We start from the raw sequence: 23,740 nt of genomic DNA, 5'->3' as shown, positions 1-23,740 counted from the left end.
GTCACCCGGCGTCGGTGCCCGGGAAGCCGGTGTCCTCGTCCTGTTCCTGCTCCTCCGCCTGCTCGGGCTCCTCGATCACGTGGACCGCGGCCTCCTCCGCTGCTGCGGCACCGCCGTCGATACCCACGTCGCTGGCCCTTACGGCCAGCTGCCGGCCCGCTTCGGGGTCGTACACGGCGGTCAGCCGGCCGGCCCGCACGCCACCGGCCTGAGGGTCGATCGGTTCGCCGTTGCCACCCGGCAGGTCGCCGATTCCGTTGTCCTCACCGGGCTGCGTCGGGTCGGGGTCGGGGACCTCCCGGGCCAGGCGCTCGTCCAGGCTCTCCCCGTCGTGCTGCTCGCGCAGGGTCGTGCCGTGGCCCGCGGCCGCGTACGGACGCTCGGGCGGGGACTCGCCGGTGTCGAGCCGTTCGTCGAGTCCGGGCTCGGCGAGGGTGTTCTCCAGGTCCGGCTGCGCCTCACCGGGCTGGTCCGGGTTCGGCAGCTGGTACACGTTGTCGCCGGTGGAATCGGTGTCGCTCATGGGTGTGCGCCTTTCACTGGGCGTCCGTGCGTGCTCCGTGCCCCGCCCTGCGGCTACTCGCGCTCCACGTCCCGTTTTACCACCGTTCCGGGATCCGGCCCTGGCGGGTCCGGCGACCCCGCATGCGCCGACCCCGCCCGGGCAGACGTCGAAGGCGACGGGGGCTGCGGGCGCGACGGGGCGGAACCGTGCGGTTCCGACCAGGAGGGAGCAGGACGATGAAGGTTGCCGACTACGTGTTGCAGCGACTGCGGGAGTGGGGGATCAGGTACGTCTTCGCCTACCCGGGCGACGGAATCAACGGTCTCCTCGCGGCCTGGGGACGGGCCGAGGACCGGCCGCGCTTCATCCAGGCGCGGCACGAGGAGATGTCTGCCTTCCAGGCCGTCGGCTACGCCAAGTTCTCCGGCCGGATCGGCGTCTGCGCCGCCACCTCCGGCCCCGGAGCGATCCACCTCCTGAACGGGCTGTACGACGCGAAGCTCGACCACGTGCCCGTCGTAGCCGTCGTCGGGCAGACCGACCGCAGCGCCATGGGCGGCTCCTACCAGCAGGAGGTCGACCTGCTGTCCCTCTACAAGGACGTCGCCTCCGACTACTGCGAGATGGTCACCGTCCCCGCACAACTGCCCAACGTCCTGGACCGGGCGTTGCGGATCGCTGCCGCCCGCCGGGCACCCACCGCCGTGATCCTCCCCGCCGACGTGCAGGAACTCGACTACGAGCCGCCCGCCCACGTCTTCAAGCAGGTCCCCTCCAGCCTGGGCGTCGGCCACTACGCCCCCGTGGCCGCCGCCGAGGACATCGCGCGGGCCGCGGACATCCTCAACGCGGGCGAGCGGCCGGCGATCCTCATCGGGCAGGGTGCCCGGCACGCCCGCGCCGAGGTCGAGCAGGTCGCCGACCTCCTCGGGGCCGGCGTCGCCAAGGCGCTGCTCGGCAAGGACGCGCTGCCCGACACCCTGCCGTACGTCACCGGGGCGATCGGGCTGCTCGGCACCAGGCCGTCGTACGAGATGATGCGGGACTGCGACACCCTGCTCGTGGTGGGATCCAGCTTCCCCTACACGCAGTTCCTGCCGGAGTTCGACCAGGCCCGTGCCGTCCAGATCGACATCGAACCGGCCATGGTCGGCCTGCGCTACCCGTTCGAGCTCAACCTCGTCGGTGACGCCGCCGAGACGCTGCGGCGCCTCGTACCGCTGCTGGACCGCCGTACGGACGGCGCCTGGCGCGAGACGATCGAGAAGGGCACGGCGCGCTGGTGGGAGGTCATGGAACGGCGGGCCGGCGTACCGGGCGAACCGATCAACCCCGAGTACGTGGTGCACGCGCTGGACGGGCTGCTGCCGGACGGCGCGATCGTCACCGCGGACTCCGGGTCCGCCGCGAACTGGTACGCGCGGCACCTGCGGATGCGCGACGGCATGCGCGGCTCCCTCTCCGGCACCCTCGCCACGATGGGACCGGGTGTGCCGTACGCGATCGGCGCGAAGTTCGCCCACCCCGACCGTCCGGCGATCGCACTCGTCGGGGACGGCGCCATGCAGATGAACGGGCTGGCCGAACTCCTCACCGCGGCCAAGTACTTCCACGAATGGTCGGACCCCCGGCTGGTCGTCGCGGTGCTGAACAACCAGGACCTCAACCAGGTCACCTGGGAGATGCGCGCCCTGCAGGGCGCCCCGCAGTTCGAACCCTCGCAGAGCCTCCCCGACGCCCCCTACGCAGAGATCGCCGCACTGTTCGGCCTCGACGGCGAGCGGGTGGAGACGGCCGAGGCCGTCACGCCCGCCTGGCGGCGGGCGCTGGCGGCGGAGCGGCCGTACGTCATCGACTTCCGGACGGACCCCGCCGTACCGCCGATCCCGCCGCACGCCACCTGGGACCAGATCAAGTCCGCCGCCGCCTCGGTGCTGCGCGGGGACAGCGACCGCGCCGCCGTGGTCCGCCAGGGCGTGAGGGCGAAGCTCCAGGAGTTCATGCCCGGCGGCGGGGGGAGCTGACCGTGACCGGCCGGTGGAACGCCGGCACCGACCCCGGCCGGATCGACCTCGCCGGGCTGGAACCCGACGCACCGGACGCGCCGCACAGCAGACCACGGAGCCGCAGCGCCCGGGAGCCCCCGACAACCTCCACGCACCGGCCGACGGCGAACGGGAATTCGGGGCGCACGGCCGCTTCGACGCCCGCGCCCGCAGCCGCAGCACGCAGCAGTGCGCCGCCCGGTGCCTCGACGAGCTGGCCGGGCGGCTGAGCGGCGCGGTGCGGACGCCGGGGACACGCCGGTGACGGCCGACGCTACTGCGACGGGGAGCCGTCCGTTCCGCCGGGCATCGCGGGCCGTACGGGCCCGCGGGCGCTCATCGCCGTCACCCGGCACGCAGCCGGTCGGCCGCGCCACGGGTCAGGCTCACGCGGACCAGGCCGTCGGCCAGTCGGGCGAACTCGCGCCGCGGGACGAGCGCGGCGAGCTTCCCCGGCGTACGGGGCAGGCCGACGCCGGATGCCGCATCACGCACCCGTGCGTCGGCGAAGGGCCGCAGCTCCGGCCAGACGGCCTGCGCCTCGCGGCAGAAGACGTCGGCTCCCGCCGGGCCGATCCTCGGCACCTCCTGGAGGAGCTCCCGTACGCGCGCCGGGTCACCGCCGGCCTCGTCCCGCAGGGCCCGAAGATCGCCGTTCCAGCGGTCGAGCAGCAGCTGCGCTCCCTCGCCCAGGGCGGTGGCCGTGCTCTCGTCGTACCTGCGGTAGTGCGCCCGTCCGAGCGCGTCGACGCGGTCCTGCCACCGCGCGTCCGCCATCCGCCGCGGTGTGCGCAGCCCGGCGGCGAACAGCTCGCGGGCCGCCGCGACCGCCGTGTTCGCACGGATGGGCGCCGACAGCAGCACGCACAGCACGAGCAGCTGGTACAGGGGCGCCGGCGTGTCGCGGAGCCGGATGCCGGCTTCGTGGACGTACGTCTCGCCGAAGTCGCGCAGGATCCGGCGGGCCATCGCCTTCGAGGAGTCCATCGGGTGTCCTTGCCGAGCGGTTCCGCGGCGGGAGCCCCCGCCCCTTCCGGCCGGCACCTGCCCCCGTCCCCGCGGGGCACTCCCCGTCGGGGAGGAGGATAGCCCGGGACGTTCGCGGGCAGGAGCCAGGGTAGGTAGTCCGGGACACCGGACGCAGAGCTCCGGGAGGCACAGCCGTGAAGGGCAGCGAGGACAAGCGGCAGGACCTGCCGCAGGGCCGCGAGGAGCGGGCACAGAAGCATCCCGGACCGGATCCGGTCCACCCCGAGGCCAGCAAGCCGGTGGCCGGCAAGAGCCCCGAGGAGCTGCGGAGGCAGCAGGAGCGGAGGATCGCAGAGGAGCGCGCCGGCGACGCCCGGTGACCGCCCGCGGCGCCCGCCGGACGGTCGACGGCCCTACGGCCCGTCGTCGTACATCCCCGCCTCGACCTCCAGGGCGAGTTCCTGGAGGACCTCGATCGAGGAGACCTCCGTCCGCCCGTGGTCGTGTGCGATCGCCAGGCTGGTGAACGCCAGGCTGAAGCCGGAGACCATCGTGTGCAGGGCGGGGCCGAGGGCTCGGGAGACGTGTGCCGCCACCTGCTGCGCGGACGCGTCGGCCGGCACCCTGATCGACGGCAGCATCTCGTTCAGGAGCAGGGTGGCCACGCCGGGCCCCGCTCCCTGGGCGTCGACGTCCTCGCCCGCCTCGGCGGCCAGGCGGATGTCCTGCGCCTCGGTGAGGATGCCGATCACTCGCTTGAGTATCTCTGCACGTTCCATCTCGGGCAGCGTAGCTCCGCGCCCCGCGGACCGCCGCCGGAGGCCGCCGGGCGGCGGTCACCGAGGGTACCCGTGCGGACACGGGGGACACGGGGCGGGTACGGGTGGATGCTGGAGGAGGACCCGAAGCGTTCCGGCTGCAAGGGAGGAGTACGCCATGAGCAGTACGGAGGTGACCGTGGTGGTCAGCGACTGCGCCGAGGAGGACGCCCGCGCCGTCTTCGCGACGCTGGACGCGGCCTTCACGACGGAGAGGACGACCAGGCCGCGCTCGGGCACCGGGGCGACGGTCTGGACGTCCGCCTATGACGTGGCCACCCCCGGCGAACGGAGCCCTACTGAGCCCGCCGCCCCCCTCGCACACCAGGTCAGCGTCGAGGCCCAGGGCGGCTACCGGGCGGTGGACCAACTGGTGGCCGTACTGGACTCGGCGTACGTGATCGACACGGTGGGGACCGCCGCCGGCGACCAGGAGAAGGACATCCACCTGCGCCTCCACGGCCGCGCCATGGTGTGATGCGCCCGTTCCGGGGCAGGGGACACCATGCGAACGGCTTTCCCGAAGGGCCGCGCGGTGGGCACCCCCTCTCCTCGTGCCGCGCGGCCGACGGGCTGGAGGGCGTCCCTTCAGCCCGTCTCCCGTGCCCCGGCCGCCGGGGCCGCGACCGGGTCGTCATGCGGTGGTCTCAGGCCCAGGGGAGGGTGCGCCAGGGGCTGGCGGGGTCGGTGGTCAGGACCCGGTGGACGCGCAGCGCGGTCTCGTACGACTCCCCGAACTCCTCGCCGTCGAAGTGCAGACACCGGCCGAGCAGGTACGCCGCCGAGAAGCCCTCCCAGGAACGGTGGTGGGCGTGCGCGAGGCGACCGGCGCGGACGACCGCCGCCTCCGCCTCCTGCAGGGAGCACAGCCGGGCGGCCAGCCCCCAGCGGGCCATGCCGGAGGCCCGGCCGTGGTCCCACGCCTCGACGGCGCGCACGTACCCGCGTTCCGGGAGCAGCCCGTCGGCGCGGAACCGGGCCTCGTAGCGGGTGATCCGCCCGATCAGCCGCCGTACGCCGTCGACCTCGGACTCGACCTCGGCCGCGGTCGGCGCCTCGCCCCGGGTGACGCCGTCGGGAGTCAGCACCGGCTCGGCGGCCTCCTCGGCCCGGCGGCGGATGACCTGGACGGCGGCCGTGCGCCAGTGCCCGGCGTCCACGGGGCCGGCGAAGTCGAGTGCCATCCCGCGCCGCAGCTGGAGGACGAACCTCCAGGTGCTGCTGACCATGCGGGCGCTGAGCAGCGTCTCCTGCATGTCGAGCCAGTCCTGCCGGGTGGTGACGCCCCACCACTCGTCGAGGATCCTCCTCTCGGCGGTGTAGCCGTCGCCGTGGTAGGCCATCGCGTTCCAGAACCGGCCGTTGCGGACCGACAGGTGCGCGCCGACGGCCAGGCCGAACGCCACGTGGCCCTGCCGCGGGCCACCGACTTCGAGGGTGTGGACGGTGTCCCGGGCGAGGCCGGACTGCTCCACTCCGGCGTAGTGCCGCCGCCACAGCTCCCGGGCCTCGGGGCCGGCCGGAAGCACGCCCTCGCAGGGGCTGCCCGGGTTCACCACGAGGAACGGCGGGTCACCCGGCTCCCACACGCCGGCGAACCAGCCGAGGGAGTAGCCGTTGAAGACCGGGTCGGGCGCGGGCGGCGGCAGCATCCCGGCGGTGTAGACGGCCAGGCAGTAGGTGCCGGTCTGCGGGTTCCAGTACGGGTGGAAACGGCTGGTCCCGCGGTTCGCGTCGACCGCCGCCTTGGACTGCATCATGAACAGGTCGGCCCGGGCGACGAGATCGTAGTACGCGGGCCAGTCGCCCCGTACCTTCGCCTCGTACAGTCCGCGTTCCAGGACGCTGGGCGCCCGCCACGCCTGCGCTCCGGTCGGCGCTCCCCCTTCGTGACCCACTGTCAGACCCATGGCCGAACCCTACGCGGCCGGCGCCCCGATCCGGACTGCGCCGCCAGGGCTGCGGTGAGCCGCTGGAGCCAGTCCCGTGCGGAATCCAGGCCGGGGGCGCCGTCCGGTCCGACGGCGGCGGAAACGGCGGCGGAGCCACCGAGGACCTTCGCAGGAGCCGAGGTGCGGGGCGGGTACCCCGCGGGGCACCAGCGTCCACACCGGAGGGTGGGGAATCCCCTCGTCCAGGGCGAAGTCGAGCTGGACCTCGCCCCCGGGCGTCCCCTCGGCCCGCCACGGGATGAACGTGCGTGCTCCGGCCGTGTCGCCGCCGTAGGCGTACCCCAGGTGTGGTCCCGGCGGGCGCCGTCGGCATCGAGCACCACGCCCGGTGCCGCCTCCGGCCGTCGGCGCCGCGGGCGCCCCCGGGCCGCGCATTGGCACCCGGGGACGCCCGCCGGTAGGTTCGGGGCCCGGAACCCGAGGGGCCAAGGACGTTCGGATGCAGGGTGGCGGAGTGACGGAGACCGACCTGGCGCTGGGCGACGGCCGGACGCTCCACGTCTACGACACCGGAGCCCCCGCCCGTGCCCCGGGCGGTGAACGCCTCGCCGTCGTCTGGCACCACGGCACCCCGAACATCGGTGTGCCGCCCGTGCCCCTCTTCCCCGCCGCCGAACGGCTCGGCATCCGCTGGGTGTCGTACGACCGGCCCGGCTACGGCGGGTCCACCCCGCGTCCTGGCCGGGACGTCGCCTCGGCCGCGGCCGACGTGGCCGCCGTCACCGAGGCGCTCGGCATCGACCGCTTCGCGGTCATGGGCCATTCCGGAGGCGGCCCGCACGCCCTGGCCTGCGGGGCCCTGCTGGCCGACCGCGTCCTCGCGGTGGTCTGCGGCGCCGGACTGGCCCCGTTCGGCGCCGAGGGGCTCGACTGGTACGCGGGCATGACGGAGTCCGGCGCCGCGTCCCTGCGCGCGGCCGCCGCGGGCCGCGCGGCGAAGGAGCGCTACGAGGCGAACGCCGCCTACGACCCGGAGATGTTCACCCCCGAGGACCATGCCGCGCTCGTCGGCGACTGGTCGTGGTTCGGCGACGTCGTCGGCCCGGCCGTGGAGGCCGGTCCGGGCGGGCTGATCGACGACGACCTGGCCTTCGTAGCCCCCTGGGGAGCGGATCCGGCGCGGGTCCTCGCCCCGGTCCTCTTCCTCCACGGCGCCCGGGACCGGATCGTGCCCAGCTCGCACGGCCGGTGGCTGGCGGGCCGGTGCCCGTCCGCGGAGCTGCGGTTGAGCCCCGCCGACGGGCACATCTCCGTCCTCGGCGCCGGCCCGGCCGCCCTGGAATGGCTCGTGGACCGCTCCACCCGCCCCTGACTGACCGACCGGTGGTCTCGCAGGCCGCCGAGACGGCCCAGCGCTCCACTCGGCCGACCGCACGCCCTGGTCAGGAGCTGACCACAAGCGGTCTGTACCATTCCGCCGATCCGCACGGCACCATGTGCCTCGTACATGTGATGATCAGGGGGATTCTCCGTATGAGGAAGACAACTGCCACCGCCGCTGCCGCCCTCGCGCTCGCAGGGCTCGTCACGGCCGCCGGGCCGGCCGGCGCCGCGGGCTGCACACCGGAACTGCGGACCCTGGACGCCCTGTCCACCGCGGGGCCGACCCGCAGCGGGACCGTGCACGGTCTGGGGCGCGGCGACCTCGCGGTCGGCACGAGCAACGCCCTGCCGGTCTACTGGACGGGGACCACCGCGCACGCCGTGCCGCTGCCCGACGGCTGGACCGGGGGCACGGTCGGTTCCGTCAGCGACAACGGGATGATGGTCGGCACGCTGACCCGCGACGTCGACACCACGGCCGCGTTCAGCTACCGGCCGGGCGACGCCCAGGTCCGGCTGCTGACCGGCCCGACCCGTTCCGGCGCGACCGCGGCGATCAGTTCCACCGGGCGAGTGGTCACCAGCGAGAACGGCGTCGCGAAGGAGTGGGCGAACGGCTCGGTGGTCCGCGAACTCCCGGCGCCCGCCGACGCGTACCCGAACAGTCGGCTGTCCGTCAGCTCGGTCAACAAGCGCGGGGACGTCCTCGGCAACCTGTACAGCGAGTTCTGGAACCAGGAGACCGACGAGATCATCATGCGCTTCCACCCGGTGGTCTGGCCGGCGGGCGGGTACCCGGCGTACAGCCTCCGGGCGTGGAACCAGGAGGCGCAGATGCACTCCACGATCGGCAGCGCCATCGACAACCGGGGCCGGGTCGTCGGCCACGAGTGGACGGCCTGGCGCGAGCTCCAGCACCTCCGGCCGGCGACCTGGAAGCAGTCGTACGACGCGCTCCCCGCCGAGCCCGGACGGCTGGCCGGCGAGGAGGACCTGTCCCTGGACGCCACCAGCCCCACCAGCGGGGCGGTGGTCGGTGCCGCCGTCTCCTTCGAGGAGGGCTGGAGGAAGAGCTCGCAGCCCGCGTACTGGCCCGGGAAGGGCCCGGTACTGACCCTGCCCGGCGGCTCCGGACCGCGCCGCGGCAGCGCCCACGCGGTCACGGACGACGACCGGGTGGGCGGCAGCGTCCTCGACGAGAACGGGCTCGGCCGCGCCACGGTGTGGACCTGCGCGAGCAAGCAGGCGTTCCTGCCGGGGGCCTGACGGGCCACCGGCGGGGAGGACCGGGGCAGGGCAAACCCGACCCCCGAGTGTCCGTCTGGGTGGTCAGACCGGGCGGGGCGGCCGCGGCTCCAACGGGGGCCACGACCTCCTCCCGTACCCGTACCCGTACCCATGCTGCCTGTGCCCGCACCCGAACGCCCTGGTGGGCCCTCGGCCGGCTGTGCGCGGCCGCTTGGGCACTGTCCTTCCCGCTGGTGTCCGAGCTGGCCACGCACAGGCTGCGGGGGTGGTACGCGGGCGCCGGATACCTCGGCGCCCTGCCGGGCACGGCGCTGTTCGGGCCACCTCGGGCGGCGTCGGGGGAATCCGGGGGCTGCTGCGGCTGCTCGGGGACGCCAGGACCTGGAGCGCCGCCACCCTGCTAACTGGTCCGTCAGGTGTTCGCGATCCCGACCGGGTGCGCCGACGTGCCGCCCCCGGCGCGGAGCCCGCTGCCCGGCCGCCTGATCAGTGAACTCTGGCCGTGGGGCCGGTGGGTGGCGGTCGCCCTGCTGCTCCTCGGCGGCGCGGCGGTGGCCGCCTCGCTTCTCCTGCGTCCGCCGCGGACCGTGGTCGCCGCCGCCGACCGGCTCGCCGTCGGCCTGACGGCGGCGTTCCTACTGGCCCCGCCGACCGGTTCGGCTACCTGGCGCTACCCGTACTGCTGGCCCAGGGCATGCTCGATGCTGCCGAGGGCCGACTCGGGGCGCTGCGGTGCGGGATCATCAGCGCCCGCGCCCAGATCGAGATCAAGCGGATGACGCCGGTCTGGGTTCCCGGTCGGCCCCGCCGCAGGAAGGACGCCGAGGACATCAGCCGGCTCCGGTCGGCCCTGGGCCTGAAGGCCTGACAGCTGCTGGTCGAAGGCGTGCGCAGGCGCCCGGGGTGGTCGCCGACGGCGGGGACGCCGTCACCCGGACGGCGTCCCACCGGGGGCGCCGCACCGTGCGGCCGGTCACAGTGTGGGCGCGTCCTGTTTTTCAGTGGCCGCAGGGAGGAGCGCGTAGGACATCGCGGAGAGCGGCGCACCCCCGGCGAGCCCGGCACGGAGTGCCGCGAGGGTGGGGCCCGCGGGCGTCCGCCCGCCTCCGCTCCGATCCGAGTCGGATGAAAGGAACCCCTGATGCGGAACGACTTCGCAAGCACGGACCAGCCCGAAGAGGCGCGGCGTACCACTCCCCGTCCGGGGACGGCCGAGAGCGTCCGCCGAAGTGCCGGTGCCGAGGGCCGGCCGGACCCGACCGTCGAGGAGCACATCATCCTGGGCGAGGACTGACTCCAACGCCGGCCGTCGATGCGTTCGTTCGTTCGTCCGTCCGCCGGACGGCCGGGCAGTGATCCGGACGGCCGGCCCGGGCCGACGGGCTGGCGCTGCCGACCGAGGACCACCGGCTGGGCACCGAGGGCTACCCCGGCCAGTGCCCCATCGACCTGGCCGGCACCCGGATGCGGAGTTCAGCGTGCAGCTGCACGGACGCGGCGAGCCGTGGGCCGACGACGGCATCGAGGTCGGCCGCGGCGACCACGCGCTCAGCGTCGGGTTCCGGCAGCTCCGGGCCGGGATCGCGCGGAAGTACACCCTCGCCTGCGTACCGCTCGACCTCGGCGGCCGCCGCCACGACCACAGCCACGTCCACGTCATGCCGCACGTCACCCGGGAACGCATCGACGAACTCGTCGACGGCCTCTCCCGCCCCGGGCCCTTCGACCGCTCCGCCGAAGCGGGCGCCGAGCGGCCGCCGATCCCCGGGCGGCGCCGACCCGCTCCCGGCACCGGGGCCCGCCGGTGATCCGGCCCGGACCGGGGCGTGTCCCCGCCCGTCCTTGATCGTTTGACGGGTGTGGAGCGCAGCACTGCCCGGAGGCGGGCGACGGGTCGGACGGCGGCGGGGCTCGTGCTGGCCGCGCTGTGCGCCTCGGCCTGTACGGCACCGCCCCCGCCGGCCCCGCCCACCTCGGAGCAGGGCCGCAGCGATCTGATCAAAGCCGCCCAGCAGGTAGTCGTCGAACGCTGCCTGACCGCCCGCGGTGCGGCCGGACCGCCTCGCCGGGAGGACGTGCTGTTCGGTACCGAGCCCGCCGAGTTGTCGGTCACGCTCGCCACCGGCCACACCGTCCGTACGCACACCGACGGCTGTCTCGCCGAGGCACACCGCTTCCTCTACGGCGACCAGGCCCGCTGGTTCCGGGCCGAGGTCACCGTCAACAACCTGCGCCCCGAGGCCGAGGCCCGGCTCGGCGAGGACCCCGCGTACCGGGAGGCCCTCGCCCGCAGGGCGGCGTGCGGCGACCAGCAGGCCGACTGCATCCGCGCGAGCGGCCTGGAGGAGCTGCGGGGCAGGCTGGAGCCGGCGCGGCTGGCCGAGGTCCGCGCCGCGCACCGCGAAGAACTCACCACGTACGACCGGCTCCGTGACCGCGCGGTGCGCCGCGCGGCCGACGTGCTGGCCGAACCGTCCACCCCCCACCCGAAAGGCGACGTCCCCTGATGAACCTCACCACGCGGAGCAAGCTGCTCACCGCCGCCGCGGCGTTCCTCGTCCTCACCGGCGGCCTGGCGGCAGCCGGGCCGGCCGGGGCGGCGGACTGTCCGAGCGGCGAGTTCTGCGCCTGGGAGCACGCCGACTTCAAGGGCCAGCGCGCCAACTGGAGCGGTGACGACGGCTGGTGGGAGAGCTGGATCGCCGACGAGGACTCCTCCTGGGCCAACCACGGCATCTCCGGCCCCGGTGTCAAGGACCACGTGAAGGTGTACTCCGCGGCGCACCAGGGCGGGCACATGACCATCTGCCTCACCCCCGGCCAGGAGGTCAGCTTCAACAGCGCGGCCAACGACAGCGGCGACTCCCACACCTGGGCCATGAGCTGCTGAGGCGCTGACCTGCTGCTCGCCGTCGGTTCCCGGTCGGCCGGGTGTGGCAGGGTACGGCCATGAGCGAAGGAGCACGGGCGGGCCGGTGGCGGGTACGTCCCGGAGAAGGCGTACCGAGCCCGGCCCGACCGGCCCTACGAGCTCTTGCACGACCACGACCACGACCACGACCACGACCGAGACCCGACGGCGACCGCGATCCGCGCCCCGGACCGACGGGTCCCGGAACCGGCGTGAATCCTTTTGCGCGCGCCGTGCCTCTCATGGGCAGTGCGGACGACCCCGTCCGCCCCGCATCACACCGGGAGGACCCCATGACCACCGTCGTCATCGCCGTCGCAGCCGCCGCGCTGCTGCTGTGCGCGTGCACCGTCACGCTGCTGCGCCGCCGGGGGCGTCGGCGTGGCTGAGTACACCTGGCCCGGCGCGACCCTGGTCGCCGCGGCGCAACGCGGCGAGGTCGAGGCGCTCACCGCGCTGGTGTACGGCTCGTCCCCGCATGTGCACCGGTTCGCGCACACCCTGTGCGCCACGCCCCAGGACGCCGAGGACGCCGCCCAGGAAGCGCTGATCATCCTCTACCGCAAGATCGGCATGTTGCGTGCCTCCGGGGCTCTGGCGTCGTGGATGTTTCGGATCGTCCGCAACGAGTGCCTGCGCCGCGCCCGCAGCCTGCTGCACCGCGGGCCGGCCGACGAGCCCGACCGGATCGGCATCCCGGGCGGGGACGACGCGCTCGGGGGTGGCACCGCGCGGTCCGCCGAGGACGACGTCCTGATGCGCCTGGAGGCCGAGCGCGTCGCGGCCGCCGTCGCCGCGCTGCCCGACGACCAGCGACAGGTGCTCGTCATGCGGGACATCCAGGGCCTGCCCGGCCGCACCGTCGCCGACCGGCTCGGGCTGAGCACCGCAGCGATGAAGTCCCGCCTGCACCGCGCCCGTTCGGCGGTGCGCGAGGCACTGGGCGACGAAGCGGCCGGGACGAGCGGAGCCCGACGATGACTCCCGACCCGACCACGGTGACACGTCCCGCGACGCCCCTTGCCACGCCCGACGCCGCCGACGCTGCCACGCCCGACGCCGGCGCCGACGCTGTCGCACGTGGTGAGCCGACGCGCGGCCGCTTCGCCAGCGACACCGTTCCGCGCCATCTGGCCCGCGGGGCCGTCGGGTTCGGCGCGCTCGCCGGCGCGTTGGCGCTGCTGCCGCTCACCGGCCCGGCGAGCCTGCTGCTCGCCCCGGTCGGCCTGGTGGCACTGCGCGGGTGCCCGATGTGCTGGGCGATCGGCCTGGTGGAGACCGTCTCGGCCGGGCGGCTGCGCCGTTCCTGCACGGACGGGAGCTGCAAACTGACCAGCGCGGGGCGGCACTAGGTGTATTGCTCAGTGAGGTGGGGACGCGGCTGGCGGGTGGTTTGCCTGCGAGCGCGGTGTGTCCGCGGTGGTGGTTGTAGGAGTGCAGCCAGCCGGGGAAGGCGTCGCGTCGTTCCTGTTCTGAGCGGTAGGGGCGGGCGTAGGCCCACTCGTCCAGCAGGGTTCGGTTGAGGCGTTCGACCTTGCCGTTTGTCTGGGGTCGGTAGGGCCGGGTTCGCTTGTGGGTGATCCCGGCCGCTGCCAGGGCGTCGCGCCAGTCGCGGGATCGGTAGCAGGAGCCGTTGTCGGTCAGGACGCGTTCGACGGTGATGCCGACGCCGGTGAAGAACGCGTGGGCTCTGTCCCAGAAGCCGGTGGCGGTTTCCTTCTTCTCGTCGTCGAGGATCTCGCTGTAGGCGAGGCGGGAGTGGTCGTCGACGGCGGTGTGGATGTAGCTGTAGCCGGCGTTGGCACGGTTCTTTCGGCCGGCCTGGCGGCCGAGGGTCGTGTGGCCGCCGCCGTCGGGATGTTGCCGAGCTTCTCGATGTCGACGTGGACCAGCTCGCCGGGCTTGTCCCGTTCGGAGCGGCGTATGACGGCACCGGTGGCCCGGTCCAGGTGGGCCAGGCGGGCCGGGCCGAACCGGGTCGGGACCCGGTGCACGGTCGAGGGCGCCAGGTGCAGCAGGTGTGCGATGCGGGCCGGACCCGACCGGCGCGTGAGCCGGACCGTGACGATCCGGCGCTTGGTGCGGGTCGGGGTCCGGCGCGGGCTGTGGTGTGGTCGGCTGGAGCGGTCGGACATGCCGGCCGGGCCGGAGGCCCGGTAGCGGTCGGCCCACCGCTGGGCGGTCGTGGGGGCGACCTGGAAGCGTTCGGCGGCCCGCCGAAGCTGCCAGCCGTCCTCGACCACGCAGCGGGCCAGGCGGAGACGTCCGGTCTCGGTCAGGGGTGCATTACGGTGGGGCGCGGGGGCCTTTCTGGTCGCCGGTGCAGATGTCGCAATCCACACCAGGCCAGAAGGCCCTCACCCGTTTCAAGATCCCTCAACCGAGACCTGCATCACCCGTCCACAACCTCCCGGGACAGAACAACTAGCGCGGGACGACCCCGCCGCGCAGGGCCGACGGGCTCCTTGCCGAGGTCATGCCACTCGGCCCGTGCGGCGGGGGCGCGGGTGTGCGTGCAGGAGCGCCCACACGCGCCGGCCGTCCTCGCCGACGTCAGTGCCGCAGGTGTGCACGCTCGGCACGGCCGCCAGGTCGCCGAGCAGCTGCTGCTCGCCCCGACCCCCGTCGACCCGGTGGCTGAGCACGAGGACGAGGACGGACCGGTCCTGCTCCGCGAGGTGCACGCTGACCCGTTTCCCGCTGTCCGCGACGACCGTGCCGACGAGCAGCCGCACCACCTCGTCCAGGTCGGCCGCGTCCAACTCGCCGTACCCCCAGCCGCGGACGGTGGCCAGGGCTTCTCCGGCGGCCTTCTTCGCCGCCCACTCGTCCGACCGGTACACCAGCGCGGCCGTCTGCCGGTTCCGCACCGCCAGTCGGGGGCGCGGGTGTTCCGCCGGCTTCGTCTTCTGCGGCGGCGACTGCGAGGGGGACGGCGGCGGCGGTTTCGGGCTCCCGCCCTCCACGACATCGCTCATGCGGCCACGCTACGCCCCGGGCCGCGGGTGTCGAGGCAAAACCAGCGGATTGGACGCCTCCGGGCTATGTGCTGTGCCGGCGCTTGACGCGCATTCACCGCGGGCCCGGTTCGGCCGGTCGAACCTCGTGGCGTCGAGCTCGGTCCTGACCCGGGGTCAGTCACGTCGCTGCTGGAAGATGCGGTCCAGGTGGTGGTCCAGGACGGCGATCGCCGACTCGGGTGTGCGCTGGCCGACGATGATGCTCGTCCCCAGGGTGGCCGTCATGGCGAGCAGGCTGACCGCCTCCGTGCGGGCGTCGACGCCGGGGTCGGCCAGGCCGGCCTCCTGCGCCCGGCGGAGCAGGCCGGTCACGGCGTCCTCCGCGGCGTTGGGCTTGTCGATGAACGGTTGGGCGGCCAGCGCCTCGTCGGTCACGGACAGGATCGAGTACGAGGTGTACAGGAGGTGGAAGGTCCGGCCCTCCTCGTCGGTGGGGAGGGAAGCCAGCAGCAGGGCCTCGACGGTAGCGCGCGGGCTCGGATCGGGAACGGCGGCGAGGCGGGCCCCGACACGTGCGGTGAAGCGGTCGGTGAGGTGCTGCAGCCCGCGGAAGAGCAGGTTCTCCTTGGTCTGGAAGTAGTACTGCACGAGCCGCAGGGAGACTCCCGCCTCGGCGGCCACGTCGCGCATCCCGACGGCGTGCAGCCCGCGCCGGCCGGCCACGCGGACGAGCGCCTCGGCGATCTGTGTCCGGCGTTCGTCGTGGTCCACGCGTTTCGGCATGTGTCTCTCCGCCCGTCCTCGGTGCATCCCTCGCGGCCCGGCATCCCCGGACCCTTTCATGATACCGCCGTACCATCTTTGTGGTACGTTCGTATTACGAAGAACGGATCCCAGGAGGTACCCGTGCCCGAGAACGCGACGCCACCCCGCGCCCGCCGTGACGTCGGCCGCTACGTCAACGACACCTTGCGCGACCGCTACTTCGCCACCTGCGACGTCCTGCTCGCGATGGGCGCCCCCATCCGCTCCGAGACGGACGTCGAGACGAGCTTCGGTACCACGCACGTCTACCGGTACGGCCCGGCGGACCCCGCAGCCGAGTCCCGCACCCCCGTCGTCCTGATCCACGGCTCGGGCGGCTGCGCCGCGATGTGGTACCCCAACACCCGCGCCCTCAGCGCCGAGCGCCCCGTCTACGCCCTCGACACCCCCGGCGACCCCGGCCGCAGCATCCAGCGCGAGCCGATGTGGCAGCCCGAGCGCGCCGCCCAGTGGCTCGACGAGGCCCTCGAAGCACTCGGTCTCGACCGCGTCCACCTCGTCGGCTCCTCCTACGGGGGCTGGCTCGTCATCAACCAGGCCCACCTCGGGCCCGGACGACTGGCCTCCGTCACCGCACTCGACCCGGGCGGACTGGAGAAGGTCGGCCTGCGCTTCTTCGTCTGGATCTTCGCCAGCCTCTTCGCCACCTTCGCCCCGAAGGCGCTGCGGCCACGCCTGGCCAGGTGGCTCGAACAACCGGTCATCGTCGTCCCGGAGTTGCGTGCCTGGATCCACGCCGGAGTGAAGGCCTTCCGGATCCGCCGGCCGGCACCGCGCCCGCTGTCCGAGGACGCACTGCGCTCCATCCGGACGCCGTTCTACCTGATCATGGGCAAGCGCAGCCTCCTCCTGCGCCCGAAGCGGCAGTTGGAGCGCGTGCCGCGACTGGTCGCAGGCGCCCGCGCCGAGATCGTCGCCCAGACGGGCCACGGACCGCAGATCGACCACCCGGAGCTCGTCAACGCCAGGATGCTGACCTTCATGGAGGACGTCGACTCCCCGGACCCGGCCGCGGCGCGCGACCGCGCACGGGCATAGCGCCCCACGGGCAGGCCGGCGCCGACCCGCGCGGCCCCGGTCCGCCCGCCTAACGGTCGTACGGGTTGGCCCCCACGGGCACCTGCCCCGCACCGTTGCAGATCGGGCAGACCCGCCGGGTGGAGCACAGCGGGCACCGCCCCAGCCGGTCGGGGTCCCGCGGTATGGATCTGGATCCCCATCCGGGGTTGCCGCCGAGGACCCAGCCCTTCCCCTCGCAGACGGGGCACCACCCCAGGCCGTCGCACTCGTAGCAGAGCTCGTGCCCGGCCCACAGCGTCTCCGGCGTCGCCGACGGCCCGGGCCGCACGTGCGGAACGGGCTCGTACAGGGCGATGTCCGAGGTCCGCCCCTCGTACAGCACCGAGCTGCGGGAGGCCGGGACGGAGACGCGGACCCACGGCCCGCCCCGGAGGACGCCCTTCGCCTCCCGGTCCTCGGCCCCGGGCCGCCGTCCGCCGGTGTCCCAGCCGCCGGCGGACAGCAGGGCGGCCGCGCGAGCGGCGAGCCCGGGACCGTACGCCTCCTGCGGCGGCTGCGCCCCGTCGGCCTGTACCCGTTCGATGAACGCGTGGTGATAGGTGGCCGGCACCGTCCCGCCGTCCCGGAGCGGTTCGGGCGGGACGGCGAACTCGGGCACCTGCCCCGGCGTCAACTGCTCCGCCAGCGCCCGCAGACACCCCCGTACCGTCGCGACCTCCCGCTCGAACCTCTCCCGCGCGCCCGCGATCTCCTCCATGTCGTTCCTCCCCCGTACTCCTCTTCGTTCTGTGTTCGGAACGTCGCAACCCCGTCGTCGAGTTCCACCGTCCGGCAGGGGGCGGGCGGCCCCTGCAGTGCTTCGGCGGCCGCACTGTCCATGAACGTCTGCAACGGCGTTCGCGGCCCGCCGGACGTCCGCCCGCCGTGCCGGGCCCCGTCGCGGTGGGTGTCCTTGGCGTCGAAGTAGGCGGGCATGCTTCCCGGGCGACCGGCCAGGGCGGCCGATCAGGGTGCCCGCGGGCGCCACGGAGTACCGGTACCGCGACGGGAAGGTCCGGCGTTCAGGGTTCGATGAGGCCGACGCGGATGGCGTAGCGGGTCAGTTCCAGGCGGTCGTTCAAACCCAGCTTCTGGAGCATGTTGGCGCGGTGCCGTTCCACCGTCTTCGGGCTGATGACGAGGAGGTCGGCGATCTGCCGGGAGGTGTGGCCCTCGGCGACGAGCTTGAGGACCTCCTCCTCGCGGTCCGTGATCGGCCGGTCCGGCAGCGACGCCCCGGAGCGGGCCCGGTCGAGGTAGCTGCGGATCAGCGCCGACTCCGCGCCCGGATAGATGAACGGTTCGTCGCGCAGGGCGGCACGGCAGGCCTCCACCAGGTCACGGTCGGCGACGGACTTGGGCACGTACCCGTTGGCGCCGACGCGCAGCGCTTCGAAGAAGTACTGCTCGTTGTCGTACATGGTCAGCATCAGGATCCGCAGCCCGGGCCGGATGCGGGCGAGCTCACGGGCAGCCTGGAGGCCGGTCGCGCGGGGCATGGCGATGTCCAGGACGGCGAGGTCCAGGCCGGCGTCCGCGCGGGCGGCCGCGACGGCCTCCGCACCGTCACCGGCCTCGGCCACCACCTCCAGGTCGGGCTCGGCGTCCAGGATGAGCCGGACACCGCTGCGTACGAGCGCGTGGTCGTCGGCGAGGAGGATCCGGGCGGGCCGTCCGGCGGCGGGTGCGGTCATCGCTCGTCTCCTGGGGTGGCTGTGGTGGGCGTGGCGGCTGTGCCAGATGCGGTGGGTGTGGACGGGGCGATGTTCAGGCGGACGTCCGTGCCGCCCTGGGCACCCGACTCGATCACGAGCTCGGCCCCGATGAGCAGTGCGCGCTCCCGCATGCCGCTGATCCCGGCCCCTTCGGGCGCTCCTCCCCGCCCGCGGCCGTCGTCACGGACGAGCAGGCAGGTTCCGCCGCCCGGCAGCGGCCGCAGGTGCATCTCCACCCGGGACGCACCGGAGTGGCGGGCAGAGTTGGTCAGCGCCTCCTGCGCCACCCGGTAGAGGACGAGTTCCGTGGCCGGGTCGAGCCCCGGCAGGCCGGGCGCGACGTGCACGCCGACCGACAGGTTGCGGCCGGTGAACTCGGAGGCCAGCGAGCGCAGCGCGCTGTGCAGCCCGAGTTCCTCCAGGACGCCGGGCCGCAGGCGCCGCGCGATGCGGCGGATCTCCTCCAGGCTGGCCCGGGTGGTCTCCTGGGCCTGGTGCAGGTCCTCGCGCACCTGCGGTGGCGCGTGGTCGGCGGCGTGCTTGAGCTGGAGCAGCACGGCGGTGAGGGTCTGGCCGATCTCGTCGTGCAGCTCCTGGGCGATGCGCTGCCGTTCGGCTTCCAGGGCGGTCAGGACGCGTCCGCTGCTCGCGGCGCGTTCGGCCTCCAGCCGGTCCAGCATGGCGTTGAAGGTGCCGGTGAGACGGGCGATCTCGCCGTGCCCGCCGGCCCGGGGCCGTTCCCCGGGGTTGAGGAGGTCCGCCGTGGCCATGGCCCGGTCGAGCCGGCCCAGCGGCGCCAGGCCGACGCGGAGCAGCACCGCGTTCAGTACGAGCATCACGACCAGCCCGCAGACCAGGACGATCCCCTCGCCGAAGAGCACCGGGGTGGAGACGGTGACCGGGCCGAACAACAGGGCCACGCTGAGGACCAGAACGGCCGCGTTCAGCAGGAAGACCCGCCAGTACAGTGACACCGTCCGTCCCACGCCTTTCCCGGCCGCTCAGATCCCCTCCGATACCGCTGCGACCTGCGACGGAGCCTGCTTCCCCGCCCCATCCTCGGCCGGCCCGGACACCGCTGTCCATCCGTGACGGCACCCATATTCCCGCTGCTCACAAGATGGCACCATGTTCCCGCCGCGGCCGGGACCGCCCCGCCGGACATCCCGTCACACAGCGCCGCCGGCATCCTGCACGGAACGACACGAGGGGGATGGGCTGTGCCTGCTCCACGGATGAGCACCACGCCGCTGCCCGGCATCGGGGTCCAGTACGACCTCACCACCCGCGAACGCCGGCACCTGTCGGTGATCGCCCACCGCGACGGCACCCGCAGCGTGAACCTCTACCGCGCCGACGACCCCGACGACTGCCTCCAGTCGCTCCACCTCACCGCCGGGGAGAGCGCGGCCCTGGTAGACGCCCTGATGCCCGCCCACCACAGCCCGAACCTCCTCCACACGACCGAACTCGGCCTGGTCGCCGAGCGCATCGAACTGGCCGGACACTCGCACTGGAACGGCCGGGTGCTCGGCGAGACCCGGATGCGGACCGAGACCGGCGTATCAGTCGTCGCCGTACTGCGGCGGGCCGGGGCCCGGCCCTCCCCGGGGCCGGACTTCCGGCTGGCCGGCGGGGACACCCTGATCGTCATCGGCACCCGCGAGGGCGTCGACGCGGCCGCCGCGATACTCGGGCGGGAGTGAGGCGCCCGTGCACTCCGCCCTCTTCCTCATCGAGTTCGGTGCGATCCTCCTCGGCCTGGGCCTGCTCGGCCGGGTCGCGGGCAGGCTGAGGTTCTCACCGATACCCCTCTACCTCCTGGCCGGGCTCGCCTTCGGCACCGGCGGCATCCTCCCGCTGGGCGCGAGCGAGGAGTTCGTCGCCATCGGCGCCGAGATCGGCGTCATCCTCCTGCTGCTGATGCTCGGCCTGGAGTACACCGCCAACGACCTCGTCTCGAACCTGCGCACCCAGTACCCGGCCGGCCTCGTCGACTGCGCCCTGAACGCCCTGCCGGGCGCCGCCGCCGCGCTGCTCATGGGCTGGGGGCCCGTCGCGGCCGTGGTCCTGGCCGGCGTCACCTGGATCTCCTCCTCCGGTGTCATCGCCAAGGTCATGGGGGACCTGGGCCGGCTCGGCAACCGCGAGACCCCGGTCATCCTCAGCATCCTGGTCCTCGAGGACCTCGCCATGGCGGTCTACCTGCCGATCATCACCGCCCTCCTGGCAGGCGTCGGCCTCGCCGCGGGCAGCGTCACCCTCGCCATCGCGCTCGGAGTCGCCGGCGCTGTGCTGTTCGTCGCCGTGCGCTACGGGCGGATCATCTCCCGTTTCGTCTCCAGCGACGACCCCGAGAAGCTCCTGCTCGTCGTCCTCGGCCTGACCCTGCTGGTGGCGGGCATCGCCCAGCAGCTGCAGGTCTCCGCGGCCGTCGGCGCCTTCCTCGTCGGCATAGCCCTGTCCGGCGAGGTCGCCGAGGGCGCGCACGCCCTGCTCAGCCCGCTGCGGGACCTCTTCGCCGCCGTGTTCTTCGTCTTCTTCGGCCTGCACACCGACCCGGCCAGCATCCCGCCGGTGCTCCTGCCCGCGCTCGCGCTGGCCGTGGTCACCACCGGTACGAAGATCGCAACCGGCTACTGGGCCGCGAAGCGCGCCGGGATCGGGGTCAACGGCCGGTGGCGGGCGGGCGGCACGCTGGTGGCCCGAGGGGAGTTCTCCATCGTCATCGCCGGGCTGGCCGTCACCGCCGGCATCGAGCCGGCGCTCGGACCGCTGGCGACCGCGTACGTCCTGATCCTCGTCGTGCTCGGTCCGCTGACGGCCCGCTACACCCAGCCCCTGGCGGAACGGCTCGCCCCGCGTCGGGGCGGCACGTCACCGGTCCCCGCCGAACCTTCCGCCCCACGGCAGCACGAGCCCGTCGGCCAGGACGGCTGAAAGTCGGTCACGGTCCCCTCGACCGATCAACTTTCGATGACAAGGGCGTCATCCGTTCGGAGGACGGTCGCCATGTAACGGGCCGCTAACGTTGTGACCATGACAGACGACACGGCGGAGCCCGGCGACGGCTCCACACCCCTGAAGACGGCTGCCGGAGTCGCCGTCGGCATTCTCGTCGCCCTCTCGCTCCTCGCCCTGGTGTGGTGGTCCGGCTGGCACATCCCCTTCGTGCTCGGATGGCTGTCCGTCAAGGCCGGGGTGAAGATCGGTGCCCTCACCGTGGCCGGCCTCGTGGCCTTCGCCGCGTGGCGCAGCAAGCGGGGCGGCACGTCGTAACCCGCGGCTCGCCGCCGGGGTGTCGGGGCGGGTGCCCGGGCCGCCGTCCTCGCCCCGTCAGGCGCGGCGGCGGACCGGGTGCCCGGAGGGGGCACTGGTCAGCCAGGACCCGTCGCCGAGCGGCCGGACGTCGTACGAGTGCCGGGCGTGCGCGGTGAACTCCCCGGCCACCGTGCCCGCCCGTACGTCGACGAGGTAGCAGCGGTAGCTCTCCTCCGCCTCATCGCCCCCGTCGCCGTCGCCGTCCCGCTTCCCGCGCACGCCGTCGCCGACCAGGGTGACGACGGCGGTGTCCGGGGTCAGATAGCCGCCGCTCCACTCCGTCCAGACCGCGTCCGGATCGTGTCCGATCGCCTCGACGGAGAGGGCGAACAGCACCTCCCCGTCCGGATAGCGGTGGAACGCGACGTCCTCCTGCCCGTGGTCGACCGTCATGAACTGTTCCCCGCCGGGGGCCAGATCGATCAGGCAGCGGTCGGACCACGGGTAGGCGTCGAAGGCGGGCGCACCGTCGTCGCCGGGTGTCGCCCGGTAGATGACCGAACCGTCCTGGCCCTCGCCCACGTCCAGGAGCACGCTGCCGTCCCCCGGATGCAGGAACTGGCAGGCGCCGTGGCCGACCGTGTCGAGGTCCGTGCGGGCCACGACCGCACCGGTGCCGGCGTCGAGGGCGACCCACTGGTCCGGCCCACCCCGGCCCGCCATGGCGTCCGGCCGGTAGACTCACACCACCTGGCCGTCCCGGGACAGCACACAGCCGGGCCGGTGCCCGTGGGGCTCGTCCGTGTACGGGTCGAACGCCACCCGCCACAGCACGTCCCCCGCGTCCGACACGCACACCACCGCGTTCAGTGTCGCGTACACCGCTTGCTGCAGGTCGGCGGCGACGGCCGCTCCGACGGCCTCGTCACCGGCGACCGGTCGGAACACGGCAGCCGGTTCCAGAACACCCGAGGCGTCGGCGGTCAGGGCGTAGGAACGGATCCGTCCGTCGATGAGACGTGTGATGAGCTGCGGTGATCGGGGTTCGGCCATGGGGCGGGGCTACTGAACCCGACCGGGCCGTGCCCGCCCGGACCCCCGGGGCGGGGGCGAAGCCGGCCGGATTCGAACCGGCGTCCTCGCCGTTTTGGAGACCGCGCGCGACGACCTCTGCGCTACGGCTTCGCCCCGACCGGCATTGTAGGGGGTGGCACGGCGTCCAGCGGCTGCGTCAGGCCGACGGGCACGCCCCTCACGCCGGCCCCTGCGAGCCCGATTCCGGGACCACGGCCTGCGGGCCCTGCGGGTTCAGCCGCAACCAGGCCGACAGCGCGGCCTGGAGGTCCGCGACCTCCTGACGGGTGAGCGCCTCACCGGAGGGCCCCACGTGCAGGCGGACCCCGCCGGCGGTGACCCGCCATCCGACGCCGCGCCGCGGCGACGAGGTGAGGGCATTGCCATGGGCGAGGGCGCGCAGGGCCCGCTCGACGCGCGGTGGGAAGGGCCGCGCTGCCGCCGACCCCACCGGGACGGCGTTGCGGGGTCGGGAGGGGATGCCGACGGCGGTGTAGAAGGCACGGATCGCCTCGTCGAGCGGCATCGAGGAGGTGGGTGCCAGGCCGACGAACTCCTCGACCAGTTCGGGATGCGGAGGCGGCGCATTGCCCCCGTACGGCTTGGCGTGCAGCGGATGCTCGTCGGTCTCCAGCCGTACGCAGGCGGGCGGGACCAGTACCCGGCTGAACCCGGCACCGGTCAGCTCGGCGTGCAGCTTCCGCAGCTTGGCGGCCTGCCGGGGCACGGGGTGGGGGTCCACGGACGCGGGAGCGTCGGGCCGACCGGACTTCGGCGTCGACCCCAGGGGACCGTTGGAGCGGTGGAGGACACCGGACTCGGTCAGGACGATGGTCGCCTGCCGGCTCCGCGCATCGCAGCCGAGCCGGAACCCCACCACGGTCGTTGGCACTGGACCTCCACTGGGCGGTGACACGGCCACCGTAGCGGGACCTCCGACCGCCCCGACCCGGATTCCCCGTTTTTCACCCCCCGAAGCACCGGCCCGTACCGGACGCGTACGGTACGGCCATCACACCCGGAACTGACGACACCTCATACGCCGCTCCGCATACACGTGTTCAGTGCCAGGTAC

General features: G+C 73.8%; 28 protein-coding genes, 1 tRNA gene and 1 pseudogene. 16 read left to right on the top strand and 14 right to left on the bottom strand.

Going from position 1 to position 23,740, the window contains the following annotated elements; translation table 11 throughout:
* Position 1: 1 nt before the first annotated feature.
* On the bottom strand, positions 2 to 523 hold the full coding sequence (locus tag ACSHWO_RS02795; protein WP_361101312.1) for a DUF5709 domain-containing protein: 522 nt from the start codon (positions 521 to 523) through the stop codon (positions 2 to 4).
* Positions 524 to 741: 218 nt separating this feature from the next.
* Here ACSHWO_RS02795 and ACSHWO_RS02790 point away from each other — a divergent pair, with 218 nt between their 5' ends.
* Positions 742 to 2,529, top strand: a complete 1,788-nt coding sequence (locus ACSHWO_RS02790) for a thiamine pyrophosphate-requiring protein (RefSeq protein WP_361101309.1) — start codon at positions 742 to 744, stop codon at positions 2,527 to 2,529.
* A gap of 366 nt (positions 2,530 to 2,895) precedes the next feature.
* On the opposite strand, the gene ACSHWO_RS02785 is transcribed toward ACSHWO_RS02790, so the two are convergent.
* Positions 2,896 to 3,537, bottom strand: a complete 642-nt coding sequence (locus ACSHWO_RS02785) for an endonuclease (protein ID WP_438309901.1) — start codon at positions 3,535 to 3,537, stop codon at positions 2,896 to 2,898.
* Positions 3,538 to 3,713: 176 nt separating this feature from the next.
* Here ACSHWO_RS02785 and ACSHWO_RS02780 point away from each other — a divergent pair, with 176 nt between their 5' ends.
* Positions 3,714 to 3,899, top strand: a complete 186-nt coding sequence (locus tag ACSHWO_RS02780; protein ID WP_385839490.1) for a hypothetical protein — start codon at positions 3,714 to 3,716, stop codon at positions 3,897 to 3,899.
* A 33-nt stretch (positions 3,900 to 3,932) separates the two neighbouring features.
* Here ACSHWO_RS02780 and ACSHWO_RS02775 read toward each other — a convergent pair whose 3' ends face one another.
* Positions 3,933 to 4,298: a hypothetical protein gene (locus ACSHWO_RS02775; RefSeq protein WP_385839491.1), complete on the bottom strand. Its 366-nt coding sequence runs from the start codon at positions 4,296 to 4,298 to the stop codon at positions 3,933 to 3,935.
* 157 nt (positions 4,299 to 4,455) lie between these two features.
* On the opposite strand from ACSHWO_RS02775, the gene ACSHWO_RS02770 reads away from it, so the two are divergent.
* Positions 4,456 to 4,815 (top strand): hypothetical protein, encoded by a 360-nt coding sequence (locus tag ACSHWO_RS02770; protein ID WP_438309900.1) that lies wholly within the window; start codon positions 4,456 to 4,458, stop codon positions 4,813 to 4,815.
* A 169-nt stretch (positions 4,816 to 4,984) separates the two neighbouring features.
* Here the strand turns inward: ACSHWO_RS02770 and ACSHWO_RS02765 are convergent, their stop codons facing one another.
* A complete protein-coding gene (locus ACSHWO_RS02765) occupies positions 4,985 to 6,247 on the bottom strand; it encodes a DUF1266 domain-containing protein (RefSeq protein WP_438309899.1) in 1,263 nt (420 codons plus the stop codon).
* Between the two features lie 496 nt (positions 6,248 to 6,743).
* Here ACSHWO_RS02765 and ACSHWO_RS02760 point away from each other — a divergent pair, with 496 nt between their 5' ends.
* From ACSHWO_RS02760 to ACSHWO_RS02720, 9 genes are all read left to right on the top strand, one after another.
* Entirely contained in the window at positions 6,744 to 7,601 is an 858-nt protein-coding gene (locus ACSHWO_RS02760) for an alpha/beta fold hydrolase (RefSeq protein ID WP_438309898.1), read from the top strand.
* Between the two features lie 161 nt (positions 7,602 to 7,762).
* Positions 7,763 to 8,878: a hypothetical protein gene (locus tag ACSHWO_RS02755; protein ID WP_438309897.1), complete on the top strand. Its 1,116-nt coding sequence runs from the start codon at positions 7,763 to 7,765 to the stop codon at positions 8,876 to 8,878.
* Between the two features lie 676 nt (positions 8,879 to 9,554).
* Positions 9,555 to 9,728, top strand: a complete 174-nt coding sequence (locus ACSHWO_RS02750; protein WP_438309896.1) for a hypothetical protein — start codon at positions 9,555 to 9,557, stop codon at positions 9,726 to 9,728.
* 273 nt (positions 9,729 to 10,001) lie between these two features.
* Positions 10,002 to 10,154 (top strand): hypothetical protein, encoded by a 153-nt coding sequence (locus ACSHWO_RS02745; RefSeq protein ID WP_361101274.1) that lies wholly within the window; start codon positions 10,002 to 10,004, stop codon positions 10,152 to 10,154.
* Between the two features lie 184 nt (positions 10,155 to 10,338).
* Positions 10,339 to 10,668 carry a hypothetical protein gene (locus tag ACSHWO_RS02740; protein ID WP_438309895.1) on the top strand — a complete coding sequence of 110 codons (330 nt, stop codon included), beginning with the start codon at positions 10,339 to 10,341 and terminating at the stop codon, positions 10,666 to 10,668.
* 51 nt (positions 10,669 to 10,719) lie between these two features.
* Positions 10,720 to 11,367 (top strand): hypothetical protein, encoded by a 648-nt coding sequence (locus ACSHWO_RS02735; protein WP_438309894.1) that lies wholly within the window; start codon positions 10,720 to 10,722, stop codon positions 11,365 to 11,367.
* Entirely contained in the window at positions 11,367 to 11,750 is a 384-nt protein-coding gene (locus tag ACSHWO_RS02730; RefSeq protein WP_438309893.1) for a peptidase inhibitor family I36 protein, read from the top strand. The genes ACSHWO_RS02735 and ACSHWO_RS02730 overlap by 1 nt, the downstream gene beginning before the upstream one ends.
* 402 nt (positions 11,751 to 12,152) lie before the next feature.
* Complete coding sequence (locus tag ACSHWO_RS02725) at positions 12,153 to 12,752, top strand: RNA polymerase sigma factor (RefSeq protein WP_385839497.1); 600 nt, start codon at positions 12,153 to 12,155, stop codon at positions 12,750 to 12,752.
* Entirely contained in the window at positions 12,749 to 13,123 is a 375-nt protein-coding gene (locus tag ACSHWO_RS02720; protein WP_438309892.1) for a hypothetical protein, read from the top strand. Before ACSHWO_RS02725 ends, ACSHWO_RS02720 begins: the two co-directional genes overlap by 4 nt.
* A 19-nt stretch (positions 13,124 to 13,142) precedes the next feature.
* On the opposite strand, the pseudogene ACSHWO_RS02715 reads toward ACSHWO_RS02720, so the two are convergent.
* The 3 genes and pseudogenes from ACSHWO_RS02715 to ACSHWO_RS02705 all read right to left on the bottom strand — a co-directional run.
* A pseudogene (locus ACSHWO_RS02715) lies at positions 13,143 to 14,107 on the bottom strand (IS481 family transposase); the annotation flags it as partial.
* A 138-nt stretch (positions 14,108 to 14,245) separates the two neighbouring features.
* A complete protein-coding gene (locus tag ACSHWO_RS02710; protein ID WP_361101257.1) occupies positions 14,246 to 14,749 on the bottom strand; it encodes a hypothetical protein in 504 nt (167 codons plus the stop codon).
* A gap of 156 nt (positions 14,750 to 14,905) precedes the next feature.
* A complete protein-coding gene (locus ACSHWO_RS02705) occupies positions 14,906 to 15,514 on the bottom strand; it encodes a TetR/AcrR family transcriptional regulator (protein WP_438309891.1) in 609 nt (202 codons plus the stop codon).
* 123 nt (positions 15,515 to 15,637) lie between these two features.
* On the opposite strand from ACSHWO_RS02705, the gene ACSHWO_RS02700 reads away from it, so the two are divergent.
* Positions 15,638 to 16,594: an alpha/beta fold hydrolase gene (locus tag ACSHWO_RS02700; protein WP_438309890.1), complete on the top strand. Its 957-nt coding sequence runs from the start codon at positions 15,638 to 15,640 to the stop codon at positions 16,592 to 16,594.
* 49 nt (positions 16,595 to 16,643) lie between these two features.
* Here ACSHWO_RS02700 and ACSHWO_RS02695 read toward each other — a convergent pair whose 3' ends face one another.
* The 3 genes from ACSHWO_RS02695 to ACSHWO_RS02685 form a co-directional block, all read right to left on the bottom strand.
* Positions 16,644 to 17,333: a hypothetical protein gene (locus ACSHWO_RS02695; RefSeq protein WP_438309889.1), complete on the bottom strand. Its 690-nt coding sequence runs from the start codon at positions 17,331 to 17,333 to the stop codon at positions 16,644 to 16,646.
* A gap of 304 nt (positions 17,334 to 17,637) precedes the next feature.
* Complete coding sequence (locus ACSHWO_RS02690) at positions 17,638 to 18,309, bottom strand: response regulator transcription factor (protein WP_361101243.1); 672 nt, start codon at positions 18,307 to 18,309, stop codon at positions 17,638 to 17,640.
* Positions 18,306 to 19,304: a sensor histidine kinase gene (locus tag ACSHWO_RS02685; RefSeq protein ID WP_385839503.1), complete on the bottom strand. Its 999-nt coding sequence runs from the start codon at positions 19,302 to 19,304 to the stop codon at positions 18,306 to 18,308. Before ACSHWO_RS02685 ends, ACSHWO_RS02690 begins: the two co-directional genes overlap by 4 nt.
* Before the next feature lie 261 nt (positions 19,305 to 19,565).
* Between ACSHWO_RS02685 and ACSHWO_RS02680 the strand changes: the two genes are divergently transcribed.
* From ACSHWO_RS02680 to ACSHWO_RS02670, 3 genes are all read left to right on the top strand, one after another.
* Positions 19,566 to 20,036, top strand: a complete 471-nt coding sequence (locus ACSHWO_RS02680) for a TrkA C-terminal domain-containing protein (protein WP_361101237.1) — start codon at positions 19,566 to 19,568, stop codon at positions 20,034 to 20,036.
* A gap of 7 nt (positions 20,037 to 20,043) precedes the next feature.
* Positions 20,044 to 21,270, top strand: a complete 1,227-nt coding sequence (locus ACSHWO_RS02675) for a cation:proton antiporter (RefSeq protein ID WP_438309888.1) — start codon at positions 20,044 to 20,046, stop codon at positions 21,268 to 21,270.
* Positions 21,271 to 21,369: 99 nt separating this feature from the next.
* Positions 21,370 to 21,609 (top strand): hypothetical protein, encoded by a 240-nt coding sequence (locus ACSHWO_RS02670; RefSeq protein WP_385839505.1) that lies wholly within the window; start codon positions 21,370 to 21,372, stop codon positions 21,607 to 21,609.
* A 57-nt stretch (positions 21,610 to 21,666) separates the two neighbouring features.
* Here the strand turns inward: ACSHWO_RS02670 and ACSHWO_RS02665 are convergent, their stop codons facing one another.
* From ACSHWO_RS02665 to ACSHWO_RS02650, 4 genes are all read right to left on the bottom strand, one after another.
* Complete coding sequence (locus ACSHWO_RS02665; protein ID WP_438309887.1) at positions 21,667 to 22,314, bottom strand: hypothetical protein; 648 nt, start codon at positions 22,312 to 22,314, stop codon at positions 21,667 to 21,669.
* 18 nt (positions 22,315 to 22,332) lie between these two features.
* Complete coding sequence (locus ACSHWO_RS02660) at positions 22,333 to 22,644, bottom strand: hypothetical protein (protein ID WP_438309886.1); 312 nt, start codon at positions 22,642 to 22,644, stop codon at positions 22,333 to 22,335.
* A 57-nt stretch (positions 22,645 to 22,701) separates the two neighbouring features.
* Positions 22,702 to 22,776: transfer RNA gene (locus tag ACSHWO_RS02655), tRNA-Trp, on the bottom strand.
* Between the two features lie 67 nt (positions 22,777 to 22,843).
* A complete protein-coding gene (locus ACSHWO_RS02650; RefSeq protein WP_438309885.1) occupies positions 22,844 to 23,557 on the bottom strand; it encodes a hypothetical protein in 714 nt (237 codons plus the stop codon).
* Positions 23,558 to 23,740: the final 183 nt, after the last annotated feature.

It is taken from the genome of Streptomyces pallidus (ex Mingjun et al. 2026), from assembly GCF_051550185.1.
In the GTDB taxonomy this organism is placed as follows: Bacteria; Actinomycetota; Actinomycetes; order Streptomycetales; family Streptomycetaceae; genus Streptomyces.
Note: the sequence above shows the minus strand (reverse complement) of the source record. Positions and strands in the feature narration are given on the sequence as shown.

Excerpts from the sequence above, each read along its gene's own strand:
- ACSHWO_RS02795 (WP_361101312.1), bottom strand. The coding sequence starts at position 523 with ATGAGCGACACCGATTCCACCGGCGACAACGTGTACCAGCTGCCGAAC.
- ACSHWO_RS02790 (WP_361101309.1), top strand. The coding sequence starts at position 742 with ATGAAGGTTGCCGACTACGTGTTGCAGCGACTGCGGGAGTGGGGGATC.
- ACSHWO_RS02785 (WP_438309901.1), bottom strand. The coding sequence starts at position 3,537 with ATGGACTCCTCGAAGGCGATGGCCCGCCGGATCCTGCGCGACTTCGGC.
- ACSHWO_RS02775 (WP_385839491.1), bottom strand. The coding sequence starts at position 4,298 with ATGGAACGTGCAGAGATACTCAAGCGAGTGATCGGCATCCTCACCGAG.
- ACSHWO_RS02770 (WP_438309900.1), top strand. The coding sequence starts at position 4,456 with ATGAGCAGTACGGAGGTGACCGTGGTGGTCAGCGACTGCGCCGAGGAG.
- ACSHWO_RS02765 (WP_438309899.1), bottom strand. The coding sequence starts at position 6,247 with ATGGGTCTGACAGTGGGTCACGAAGGGGGAGCGCCGACCGGAGCGCAG.
- ACSHWO_RS02755 (WP_438309897.1), top strand. The coding sequence starts at position 7,763 with ATGAGGAAGACAACTGCCACCGCCGCTGCCGCCCTCGCGCTCGCAGGG.
- ACSHWO_RS02750 (WP_438309896.1), top strand. The coding sequence starts at position 9,555 with ATGCTCGATGCTGCCGAGGGCCGACTCGGGGCGCTGCGGTGCGGGATC.
- ACSHWO_RS02745 (WP_361101274.1), top strand. The coding sequence starts at position 10,002 with ATGCGGAACGACTTCGCAAGCACGGACCAGCCCGAAGAGGCGCGGCGT.
- ACSHWO_RS02730 (WP_438309893.1), top strand. The coding sequence starts at position 11,367 with ATGAACCTCACCACGCGGAGCAAGCTGCTCACCGCCGCCGCGGCGTTC.
- ACSHWO_RS02720 (WP_438309892.1), top strand. The coding sequence starts at position 12,749 with ATGACTCCCGACCCGACCACGGTGACACGTCCCGCGACGCCCCTTGCC.
- ACSHWO_RS02710 (WP_361101257.1), bottom strand. The coding sequence starts at position 14,749 with ATGAGCGATGTCGTGGAGGGCGGGAGCCCGAAACCGCCGCCGCCGTCC.
- ACSHWO_RS02705 (WP_438309891.1), bottom strand. The coding sequence starts at position 15,514 with ATGCCGAAACGCGTGGACCACGACGAACGCCGGACACAGATCGCCGAG.
- ACSHWO_RS02695 (WP_438309889.1), bottom strand. The coding sequence starts at position 17,333 with ATGGAGGAGATCGCGGGCGCGCGGGAGAGGTTCGAGCGGGAGGTCGCG.
- ACSHWO_RS02690 (WP_361101243.1), bottom strand. The coding sequence starts at position 18,309 with ATGACCGCACCCGCCGCCGGACGGCCCGCCCGGATCCTCCTCGCCGAC.
- ACSHWO_RS02680 (WP_361101237.1), top strand. The coding sequence starts at position 19,566 with ATGAGCACCACGCCGCTGCCCGGCATCGGGGTCCAGTACGACCTCACC.
- ACSHWO_RS02670 (WP_385839505.1), top strand. The coding sequence starts at position 21,370 with ATGACAGACGACACGGCGGAGCCCGGCGACGGCTCCACACCCCTGAAG.
- ACSHWO_RS02665 (WP_438309887.1), bottom strand. The coding sequence starts at position 22,314 with ATGGCGGGCCGGGGTGGGCCGGACCAGTGGGTCGCCCTCGACGCCGGC.
- ACSHWO_RS02660 (WP_438309886.1), bottom strand. The coding sequence starts at position 22,644 with ATGGCCGAACCCCGATCACCGCAGCTCATCACACGTCTCATCGACGGA.